12 protein-coding genes and 1 pseudogene are annotated in these 10,759 nt (G+C 35.4%); 6 read left to right on the top strand and 7 right to left on the bottom strand.

Annotated elements, in window-relative coordinates; genetic code table 11:
* The first annotated feature begins 1 nt into the window (after position 1).
* The 3 genes and pseudogenes from hutW to hmuV form a co-directional block, all read left to right on the top strand.
* Positions 2-1,336, top strand: a complete 1,335-nt coding sequence (gene hutW / locus PR683_RS05445) for a heme anaerobic degradation radical SAM methyltransferase ChuW/HutW (RefSeq protein WP_210850429.1) — start codon at positions 2-4, stop codon at positions 1,334-1,336.
* Between the two features lie 11 nt (positions 1,337-1,347).
* Positions 1,348-1,842 (top strand): heme utilization cystosolic carrier protein HutX, encoded by a 495-nt coding sequence (gene hutX, locus PR683_RS05440; protein ID WP_109913089.1) that lies wholly within the window; start codon positions 1,348-1,350, stop codon positions 1,840-1,842.
* Positions 1,843-1,881: 39 nt separating this feature from the next.
* Positions 1,882-2,112, top strand: a pseudogene (gene hmuV / locus PR683_RS05435) (heme ABC transporter ATP-binding protein); the annotation flags it as partial.
* Positions 2,113-2,237: 125 nt separating this feature from the next.
* Here the strand turns inward: hmuV and panS are convergent.
* The 3 genes from panS to PR683_RS05425 form a co-directional block, all read right to left on the bottom strand.
* Entirely contained in the window at positions 2,238-3,149 is a 912-nt protein-coding gene (gene panS / locus PR683_RS05430) for a ketopantoate/pantoate/pantothenate transporter PanS (protein WP_004911522.1), read from the bottom strand.
* Between the two features lie 955 nt (positions 3,150-4,104).
* Entirely contained in the window at positions 4,105-4,356 is a 252-nt protein-coding gene (locus tag PR683_RS20320) for a helix-turn-helix domain-containing protein (protein ID WP_004911521.1), read from the bottom strand.
* A gap of 40 nt (positions 4,357-4,396) precedes the next feature.
* The gene (locus tag PR683_RS05425) at positions 4,397-4,720 is read right to left on the bottom strand and encodes a helix-turn-helix domain-containing protein (protein ID WP_004911517.1); all 324 of its coding nucleotides are present in this window, start codon (positions 4,718-4,720) and stop codon (positions 4,397-4,399) included.
* A gap of 1,094 nt (positions 4,721-5,814) precedes the next feature.
* Between PR683_RS05425 and PR683_RS05420 the strand changes: the two genes are divergently transcribed.
* Complete coding sequence (locus tag PR683_RS05420; RefSeq protein ID WP_272581708.1) at positions 5,815-6,210, top strand: hypothetical protein; 396 nt, start codon at positions 5,815-5,817, stop codon at positions 6,208-6,210.
* 293 nt (positions 6,211-6,503) lie between these two features.
* Positions 6,504-6,860, top strand: a complete 357-nt coding sequence (locus PR683_RS05415) for an MmcQ/YjbR family DNA-binding protein (protein ID WP_272571578.1) — start codon at positions 6,504-6,506, stop codon at positions 6,858-6,860.
* Positions 6,861-6,913: 53 nt separating this feature from the next.
* Here PR683_RS05415 and tam read toward each other — a convergent pair whose 3' ends face one another.
* Together tam and PR683_RS05405 are read right to left on the bottom strand one after the other, a co-directional pair.
* Positions 6,914-7,672, bottom strand: a complete 759-nt coding sequence (gene tam / locus PR683_RS05410; RefSeq protein WP_164528750.1) for a trans-aconitate 2-methyltransferase — start codon at positions 7,670-7,672, stop codon at positions 6,914-6,916.
* A gap of 67 nt (positions 7,673-7,739) precedes the next feature.
* On the bottom strand, positions 7,740-8,627 hold the full coding sequence (locus PR683_RS05405) for a PhzF family phenazine biosynthesis protein (RefSeq protein ID WP_196718340.1): 888 nt from the start codon (positions 8,625-8,627) through the stop codon (positions 7,740-7,742).
* Positions 8,628-8,961: 334 nt separating this feature from the next.
* Here PR683_RS05405 and PR683_RS05400 point away from each other — a divergent pair, with 334 nt between their 5' ends.
* The gene (locus PR683_RS05400) at positions 8,962-9,180 is read left to right on the top strand and encodes a YdcH family protein (protein ID WP_110731982.1); all 219 of its coding nucleotides are present in this window, start codon (positions 8,962-8,964) and stop codon (positions 9,178-9,180) included.
* A gap of 55 nt (positions 9,181-9,235) precedes the next feature.
* Here the strand turns inward: PR683_RS05400 and PR683_RS05395 are convergent, their stop codons facing one another.
* Together PR683_RS05395 and PR683_RS05390 are read right to left on the bottom strand one after the other, a co-directional pair.
* On the bottom strand, positions 9,236-9,445 hold the full coding sequence (locus tag PR683_RS05395) for a hypothetical protein (RefSeq protein ID WP_109912410.1): 210 nt from the start codon (positions 9,443-9,445) through the stop codon (positions 9,236-9,238).
* A gap of 176 nt (positions 9,446-9,621) precedes the next feature.
* Complete coding sequence (locus tag PR683_RS05390; protein ID WP_109912411.1) at positions 9,622-10,647, bottom strand: isoaspartyl peptidase/L-asparaginase family protein; 1,026 nt, start codon at positions 10,645-10,647, stop codon at positions 9,622-9,624.
* Positions 10,648-10,759: the final 112 nt, after the last annotated feature.

Here is a 10,759-nt window from a genome sequence, read left to right as displayed (position 1 = left end):
TATGAAATATGATATTGATTTATCGCCTTATTTTGCATTAGAAGGCCATCAACCATTTAAAGATAGGCATGCAACAATGCCTTGGCGCGGGGCGGTACCAATTAGTGCTGATAAACGACAAGACACATGGCAGAAATTAATCAATTCGACGTTCGAACCACGTAAGCGATTGGTATACCTACATATTCCTTTTTGTGCAACACATTGTACTTTCTGTGGTTTCTACCAAAATCGCTATGATGCCTCTGAAAGCCATATTTATACAGAGTATTTGATCCGGGAGATTGAAACGGAAGCCGACAACGTATTACACCAGTCTGCCCCGATCCATGCTGTTTATTTTGGCGGTGGAACACCCTCTGCACTTTTTGCTAATGATTTAGCGCGTATTATTAATGTGTTACGCCTTCGTTTACCATTAGCTCCTGATTGTGAAATAACCATTGAAGGGAGAGTTCTTAATTTTGATGATGCACGTATTGATGCATGCTTAGATGCAGGAGCAAATCGTTTTTCAATTGGTATTCAGTCATTTAATAGCAAAATTCGTAAAAAAATGGCCCGGACATCAAATGGTGAGGAAGCTCGGAAATTTATGGAAAAATTGTGCCATCGAGATAGAGCGGCGGTGGTTTGTGATTTGTTATTTGGTTTACCTGAGCAGACAACCGAGTTTTGGGGTGAAGACCTGAGAATTGCAAGTGAGATTGGCCTAGATGGTGTCGACCTTTATGCACTTAATTTGATCCCAAGTACGCCACTTGGTAAAGCGGTTGAAAATAATCGAGTCACAGTTCCTGATCCTGCCAAGCGTCGTGACTTGTATTTACAAGGCTGCGAATTTATGGATAAACAAGGCTGGCACTGCATCAGTAATAGCCACTGGGCGCGGACAACACGGGAACGCAATTTATATAATTTGTTGATTAAACAAGGGGCTGATTGCTTGGCGTTTGGCTCTGGTGCCGGGGGCTCTCTCAATGGATATTCATGGATGGGGGAGAGGAATCTGACCTCGTATTATGAAGCAATTAATGCGAAAAGAAAACCGCTCATGATGATGATGCAGACGACCGATCCGCAGTATCAATGGCGCCATCGCTTACAGGCTGGTATTGAAACAGCGCGAGTTGTACTTGAACAATTTACCCCTCATGCGCAAATGCTGTCTCCACTCTTACAGCAGTGGTATCAGTCAGGATTAACACAAGATACTTCGACTGATTTAAGACTAACGAATGAAGGCCGTTTTTGGGCAAGTAATATTCTTCAATCACTTCAAGAGATTATCGTGAATCTTAATTCTATCCAATTCACGCAAGAAAAAATATCGTAAAGGAACATTTAATGAGTAATGTAGCGTTAGCTGATTTTTTGAAAACAGAGCCCGATGGAACATTAGAAACTATTGCAAAACAATATGATACCACCTTATTGGATGTAGTAAGACATTTGCCCGATATGGCTTTGACGATAGGAAAACATTTTGACTTGATTTGGGATGCTGTCCACACATGGGGTAATGTCACCACGCTAGTTCATACGCAGGATGTTATTCTAGAATTTTCAGGTGAGTTGCCTTCAGGTTTTCATCGCCATGGTTATTTTAATTTACGTGGTAAAAAAGGCATGACAGGGCATATCAAAGCTGAAAATTGTACATATATTGCACTAATTGAACGAAAATTTATGGGAATGGATACCGCCTCGATTTTATTTTTTAATCAATCAGGAGATGCCATGTTTAAAATTTTCTTAGGGCGTGATGAACACCGTCAATTATTACAGGAACAACTTGAAGCTTTTCGTTTATTAGTTAAGCAACTTAAAGAGAATAATTAATGGCAAGATGGTTAGTTTTTGGCACTGGTGGGCAGGGTGTTGGCAATATTATTGGCTCAGCTTTGGGGAGATGAACCTGTATCTAAATGGTTATTTTTGAATAAACCGACATCAGTACTCGATATTCACCACCAACAACATCTTTTTCGTTTGTTACGGCATCTAGTCAATACACGAAAAATAAATGTGTGTTGTGTATTACGCGATTTAAACCTTACGGCTCGCTTTGCTGATCACATTATTTTAATGCATCAAGGGCAAATTATTGCGGAGTAACTTTCATTATATTAAATCTTTAGTCCTCTATATGACAAGGAATGGTCTTTTTACTGGAACTACCCAAATTATTGGGTAGCTCAATTTTTTAATGGGGATATTAAGTATTCAAACAGTATCTATTTAGTTGGTTTTCCTTGCCAATATCCGGCGAGTAAAGAGCCCGATAAGTTATGCCAAACAGAAAACAATGCGCCTGGAAGAGCAGCCATAGCACCAAAGTATTGCGCTCCTAAAGTTGCTGCTAACCCTGAGTTTTGCATGCCAACTTCAATTGCCAAAGTTCGGCAAGTTGACTCATCAAAACCAAATAAACGCCCGCCCCAATAGCCACCAATTAAACCGATTCCATTATGTAATACAACAGCAATAGCGACCATAAATCCAACAGAAGCAATATGGCTTTGGCTACCTGCAACGACAGCACTGATTATTGCTAATATACAAATCATTGATAAAGAAGGTAAAAATGGTTCAATTTTTTTCACTATTTCACTGAAAAGATGATGAATGACTAACCCTGCAATGATAGGGATAATTACGATTTGTAAGATAGACAGCAACATACCCATGACATTTACACTAATTGATGTATCTGCATATAACAGAGTCAATAAAGGTGTTGCAAATACGCCAACCAAGGTAGATACCGATGAAATCGTAACAGATAATGCCACATCCCCGCGCGCTAAATAGATCATCACGTTTGAAGCCGTTCCACTCGCCACGCTACCCACTAATATCATTCCAACGGCAAGATCAGCTGGCATATCAAAAGCTTTAGCCAAAAGCCAAGCTGCTAGGGGCATAATCAAGTAATGAATAAAGGTACAAATAATCACTGGGGCGGGTCTTGTCACGACGCGTTTAAAATCGCTAATTCTTAGTGTTACTCCCATAGTAAACATAATTAGCATCAGTAAGTAGCTAATAAACGGGGAGACCCCTGTAAATGAGTTTGGTGTATAATAAGCAAATATGGATAAGAGTAGAGCCCATAATGGGAATAATCGAGTGACTTTAGACAACATTAAGACATTCCTTTTTATCTATTTTAAGTGGTTAGGTTTTCCAATAAGAACGAGTCGATATCATGGAGAGGATTGATTTGAGTTTAATGTATCAACTCTCTATTCGAGATATAGCCTTCTGATAAAGAGCGTCGCTCATAGAATAAAGTTGGCGTTTTTTCTCCACAATCAGAACCGGACTTATTTAGCGCATTTTTAAAGTTTGTTGTTATTATATTTGTAGTTTTTTGTTCACCACGATTTGCTTGAAAATTCGTGTGGATATCATGAATCAGATACGGACTAACAACCTAGTAAACTTATCAGGATAGAAGCAAACACGCTATGAGGAAATTGAATGCATATATTCTCAGCATCTACTTTTGTAATCTTCAGCCTACGCTATTTAAACACCATTGCGACAGCGCCAACGATGCCTAAAAGGATATCAGCACCAGCAAAGGCATAGATATTTTTAACTTCTTCACTGCGAGTATCGGCAAAACGTTCAAGTGTTTTCTTGCTTGAAGGGGCTTCAACCTCTTCAAATTGCTGTATATAGCCAGCAGCTTTTGTATTTCTTGTTCGCTTGATTTAGGTTTTTTCCGACTTGATAAAAAAGCAGTAATTATTCATGTTACGCCCTACAGGGTATTTGGTTAACTTACTAATCTTGCGTAAAGAAAAATGTTCAAACTTAGTGATTATAATCATAATTAGCACTGAATAATAATCATTGTCAATTCAATAAATTGTTAATAAACCCTAAGGGTAGTGCATTACATAGTCTTGGTATTATGAGATGAAAAACGAGAGCTTAAAACTCCCGTTTGTGCATTTAGAAAAATTCTTCGGTCATAACATAGGTTTTTGCCCAACTCGATGGCTTAGTTTCAAGTTTAAGCATGTAGACAAATCAGGGGGAAAAGGTTAAAAGGCTAGCAGCAGCCAAGCCTTTTAACACAGGTGGTAATATCTAGTTTTTCATATATACATTTAAGAATACATTTATATTTATATTAAAAATTTTAGATATGGTTATTAAATGATCTGCATAAATTGAGGTGCCTCCATGCTCATACTCTATATAATGACTTTCTGTAATATCCAAATTAATTGCCATTTCATGAGTTGATATTTTATTTTTCACTCTTATAATTTTTATATATTCACCAAGGTTCTTATTCCTTTGTGTGATTTCTTTCTTTATTATTTCTTTTTCTAGCATATTGGTGTTGGTGCAGTATTTTTGTTGATAATGAATGTTATTATAAATAAAGATATTGTTTTCTGTTGGGTAATGAATTTGAATATAAATTTAAACCCAAATCAATAATTTCACCTTCGCTCTCCAATTCTTTTAATAAAGAAACGAAGAAGGATTCTACGCTAATGTTTAATTGTATTAAAAACATTAAAATTAGACTGAATGATATAGTATTAACACCATTTTCGTAGCGTGAAACCTGTTGTTGACTGACATGAAGTAATTTGCTTATATCTTCTCCTGTCAGATCATTTTCGATACGTTTCTGCCTTAAATAATTTCCAATTAAGATGTTTACTTTGCTATTTAAAATAGCACGATCCATATTAACCCCTATAGTGAGTAAGAATTTTCTGAGATAAAAATTAATCAAATAATAATATTAAGTACAATCGTTTAAAACGCTTAATGATATATTTTTCATAGGCGCAATCGATTGAAAGAGAAAAGTCAATCGTTTGATTTTAATTTTCAGCTTGTAACAACATATTGATAAATAGCAATTAAATCAGTTTTTGCTATTTTTCCAATATTGCGAGATAAATGAATTGACAATTGTATTTACTCGTATAAAGAGTATTTGCGATTTCATTTTTATACGATACATTGAATATTAATTTTAATGATTAAATTATGCTTATTGTTTAGTATTTTATTTATTCTATTTTTTTATTCTATATTTCTATTTAATTTATACATATATAAATATCCTTATTTACAATGCTGTATCATATTGGTAATAAAATATTACCAATTGAAATGTTTTGTTACAAATTAATTGATTGGATAATAATAAATCAGTCCAGGGAATTTTATTATGTACTGATTTTACTATGAGTAATAACGGATCTATATTAAATCTAGTCGTGATTATTTAGAATATCGGCAGTGGTTTTATATACTTGAGTAAATTAATTGTGAAGGGTGAAATTTTCATGTCTCGTTTCAATATGGAACCATGCGTTTATTATTTATTTACTGCTGAAAAATAAAACAGTATAGCTATTCATATTTCCAAAGGTAAAGGTTGTCTTTAGTGTTTATTGTTATATTCTTTAAATAATTACTTCCTATGTGAATTGAATTGGTGCATTTTTAACTAAATGTAAAAATTAGCACCCTCAAATATTAATTTTCTTATAAAATAATGGGTGAATATACATATTCAAGATTGATTAAATACACATAATTGATGTTTTATCAGTTGTAATATTTGTATCAGATTTTATCTGCCATGATAGATACAACATCGAATGGTAATAGCGAGTTTTAACAGAAAAGGGTTCATGTAAGTGCAAAACAGATATGGTTTTCTTCAAAGGACTTAAGCAAATCACACGCTAAATAGGGGTTATGATTGCCCTAAACGTATATTAGGAATACATTATAAGCAATTAATATCAGGAGTGGTAGCTTGTTGTGTACACCAAAATTTTGCGAGTTCTATGTGTTTTGTTGTTGATATTATTAGCCTTTATCATAGGTGTTTCAATAAACTTTAGTAAAAAACCAACCCTTATTGATGGCGCTAAACAGACAGTAGTGGATTTTATGCACCAACCGAAAGCTGCTGACATGAGAAATGTTAAATTCTATTCACATGGTTCAATGATGGGTCATAAGGTTATTGGGGATGTATGTGGTGAAGTGTTTACATTTAAAGATGATTTACCATATAAGTATAAGCGGTTTATTGTTGAAATTGCTGCTAATCATGAAGGCCAGTGCGTGTTTTCCATTCCTTTATTTGATTTCGAGGGGGAAATGATCTCTGAGCCGGATTTTCAGAAGATTTGGGATAATCGATGTCAGTAATTAAGCACATTATTCACTATAATGGTCTTGTGGTTGCTTGGGATCATTAAAGTGATTTCTATTTAGTAACTGTTCTTTGTTAATTTATCGTTCGAAAAATAAATCTCGGTTCAATAGTTCCTCTAGAAGATTCACTGGTGATATTCATGTTGCCATAAGAATTTTAGTAAAAGAAAACTCCTTTGAGTATAACTGTATGAAATAAAGATATTGTTACAGAGCGAGCGAGAAGGCGTATAATTCCGTAGGTAAGTAATTTTATTTAATCATCATTGATGAGATGGAATGATAAAATGAACAGAAGTGAATTGATTGATTATATTCAGCATAATTATGGTGTGGAGCCTGAAACTCCATGGATGAAGTACCCTGAATATATTGTTTTTAGACGAAAAAACAACGCAAAGTGGTTTGCAGTTATTATGCGTATTTCATCTAAGAAATTAGAAATAAATAAAAATGAGGAGGTAATTAATATTATCAACCTTAAAGCTCCCCCTGAACTTATTGGTTCATTGCGGTTAAAAGATGATATTTATCCAGCGTATCATATGAGTAAAGAGCATTGGATTACGATAAAGTTGCCAGGGCGCCTTACTGATGATGAACTCAAGGAGTTAATCGAAGATAGTTATAGGCTAACAGCTTAGCATTTCATTATATTGCTAGACTATCCCATCCATGGGAAAAATTTCCATACTAACTAGTTAAGCTTTCTTGCGATGATAAACAATCGAGGAAATGGCATTAAAACATAGCCATTATCTTGTGCTGGGTAAGCTTCTGTTAATAATTCATGGTAACGAGCGAGAAATTGTTCGGTTTGTTTTTTATCTAGGTTTTCAACGTAGGGTCTTAATCCTGTCGCGCTTAACCAATCAATGATTGAATCAATCGATGGCATGACGTGATAATAAGTCGTTTGCCATATATCAACAGAACAATGGGCTGCTGAAAGCAAATCATAATATTCAGCTATTGATAAAAGCGCTGTTCTATTGACGGCGGAAATCGCTTGCTCACTGGCCACTTTGCGCATTAAAGCATGTGTGGGTTCATTCCAATTATTTGGCATCTGGATGGCTAAAATACCGTTGCTTTTTAATTGATCAACAAGATGAGGGAATAATAGGTTGTGATCAGGTAACCATTGTAACGAAGCATTGGCAAATATAAGGTCCTGTTTGATTTCAGGAACCCAGGTTTCAATGTTTGCATCTATAAACTGGCAGTCAGGAAGGTTCTTTTTTGCTTCAACTAGCATGGCAGGAGAGTTATCGACCCCAATTATTCTTGCTAATGGGTACATTTCACGAAGTATTTGAGTTGAATTACCTGGACCACAACCTAAATCGGTTAAATTACATACGTTATCGGCATGAATATGGCGGATTAAGTCATATGATGGGCGAGTTCTTTCCTGTTTAAATTGCAGATACAAATCAGGGTTCCAATCTTGCATGTGCTAGCCTCATTGTTTTATTGAATAATTAAATCATAATCTATGGCCTAACATATTGTACTTCTAGTTAAATATGTATTATTCGAGTTCCCATCATGGCGGCTTGGCCGCCAACTTTCACTTGAGTAATCTTTTTCGCTTGTGAGTGAATGTTTACTTGAATCGATGAGGTGCATCCCATGGCACGACCTTGCTCAAATAGAAATTGAGTTTCATTTGGTAAGACATAATTGACCAAATAGCAGCCAAGCGCTCCGCTAGCGCTGCCTGTTGCCGATTCCTCATTTATTCCATAGAGCGGTGCGAAATTTCGGCAATGTGCTGTGATTGATGTGTCTTGATTTAACTCAAATACATGGAAGCCGATCGTATTGAATTCACGGCTTAGTTTCGCTATTGCTTCATAATTAGGCTGTAGTAAATCTAAATAACCTGTTTTTACGGGAATAATAATGTCGGGTAACCCAGTTGAAATTATCATGATAGGTAAGCTTGTTTCAGTGATAATGTCACTCGTTATGCCAAGGGCTGCTGCAACTTCATTGATATTAGGTCCATCTCGCAGGGTGGGTAGCGCTTGCTCCATAACGATATTGTTCGGGCTAACAGACACACTTAGAATACCGGCCTTGGTTTTTTGGGTGTAACACCCAGAGCAAATCAGCTTAAGTGACGCTAAAGTGAAAAACACCGCTAATGTGGCATGACCACAAAAATCGACTTCACCTTCAGCGGTGTAGAAATCTACTTCAAAATCAGTTTGTTCACCATTATAGACAAATGCTGTTTCTGAAAAACCGACTTGTTGCGCAATAGCTATTTTTTGTGAAGTACTGAGTGCTGGCGGGTTGAGAACAACACCAGCAGGGTTGCCACCAGTATTATTTTGTGTGAAAGAATTCACAAGGTATACCTGAATATCTTGCTCAATTTCGCCGGTATTTTTAATTTGCATTTATTTTCCCGAGTTCTAAATAGATATCTTAAATTTTTGAGTGCACCTTACTCATTGGTTTAAATTTCATGAGAGGTAGAAATGCTATATTAACATTAACGCATTGTGTAATAGAGTCATTATGATGCTGTCTTTTATTGATAACTTAATGAACCCATAAATAAAGTATTAATAACTTGCTTAAGCTAACATAGTGATGATGCTTAACTCGAAATGACATGGAATTTAGTTGAAGTCGGTTGTAAATTTGATATAAGGTGGATGATATTATTTTTGATTTAGGTGAAAATGATTAGATTATGTGCTGATAAAACTAACGCAGGAGAAATAACTTATGTTTCCAGAGTACCGCGATTTAATTTCTCAACTTCGTCAATCAAGCCCTCATTTTCGTGCTCTTTTTGAAAAACATAATCAGTTAGACCATGAAATTGCAAGATTGGAACATTCAGACCGAAGAGGGTATGGCGATGAGGTGGTTGAGTTAAAAAAACAGAAACTACGATTAAAAGAAGAAATATATAAAGTGCTTAAAAATCCTGATGAAGAATAAAAATTTTATTTATATGGCAATAAATTTTATTATTGCCTAGAAGTAATCGTAAAATTTAACCATTAGAACAATGTTCAAAGTTATGTTTAAGTTGTTTGATAGCATATTTTTCTATATCTCTTAAACTCATGTTCATGGTATCCAAACCTTTTATATCCATTTTAAGTGTATGAACAGAACTATCATCACCGAGTAAAATTATATGTAACCCTGTAACCTTTGTGTTTTCTTCTAATATATTTACTTGAGTTAGATTAAATCGCATAAAAATACCTTTTATAAAAGTTATAATTATTAATTAACCTACTCTAATTGCATGTTTATTTCCTTTACAAATAGTTAAAGATTGTAACTGTCATTCATCTTAATATTGTCATAATAGAAATAAAAATCCCTCAATACTTATTAATTAAGTCTGAGGGATTGTTGTTTATTTAAAGTTTATTCTTTATAAATAGATACATGAGGGATACCGTCATCACCTATAGTTCCACGGTACATACCTTCTGAATTAAATTCCATTGCGTAATTGCCAGATTTATCCAATACAATTACACCGCCACTGCCTCCGATAGCTTTAACGTCATCGAGTGCATTACGAGATGCATCAGAAAGGGTGGCTTTATTATATTTTACCTGTGCTGCAATATTATGAGCCGTTGCTGTACGAATAAACATTTCTCCAGAGCCTGTTGCGGAAACAGCCACGGTATTATTATCTGCATAATTTCCTGCACCAATAATAGGCGAGTCACCAACACGACCATACCGTTTGTTTGTCATACCCCCTGTTGATGTACCAGCTGCAAGGTTACCTTGTTTGTCTAAAGCAACAGCTCCAACAGTGCCATATTTATAATCGTATAACATAGGGTCTACAAATAGTGCAGCTGTTTTCCCATCATGATCTAATACGACTTTTTCTTTTTCTTTCGCTTTTTGCAATTGTTCCCAGCGAAAATCAGTACGGAAATAAGATGGATCAACAATTTCAATGCCTTGCTCTGCAGCAAATTGCTCAGCACCTTTAGAAACCATCATCACGTGAGGGCTTTTTGTCATAACAGCATAGGCGGCATTGATTGGGTTTTTGATATTGGTAACACCAGCAACGGCGCCTGCTTTCAGGTTACTACCATCCATAATTGAGGCATCCATTTCATTTTTTCCATCGTGAGTGAATACCGCACCTTTGCCTGCATTAAATAAAGGCGAATCTTCCATTACATTAATGGAAGCTTGTACTGCATCAAGGCTAGAACCTCCTTTATTCAATACGTTATAACCTGCTTTTAGCGCTTCATTTAATTTATCTTGGTATGCTTTTTCTTGTTCAGGCGTGATTGTATTTTTTGTAATAGTACCAGCACCACCGTGGATAACTAGCCGGATCGGCGTTTCAGTAGCGGCAATTGCTTGCAAAGAAAAAGAAGCAGTAAGTATGCATCCTAACAAAAGTAACTTCATGATTAACCTCTTTAGGTGGTTAGCTAAGATATTTTCATAATGCTTAAAAAGTATGGGATTGGAGTATGATGTTAGCAATTAGGAGAGTCGTAAAATGAGGAAAAAGTCACAG

This window comes from Providencia sp. PROV269 (assembly GCF_028477785.1).
GTDB classification, from domain to species: Bacteria; Pseudomonadota; Gammaproteobacteria; order Enterobacterales; family Enterobacteriaceae; genus Providencia; species Providencia rettgeri.
This window is presented reverse-complemented; position numbering and strand designations above follow the sequence as displayed.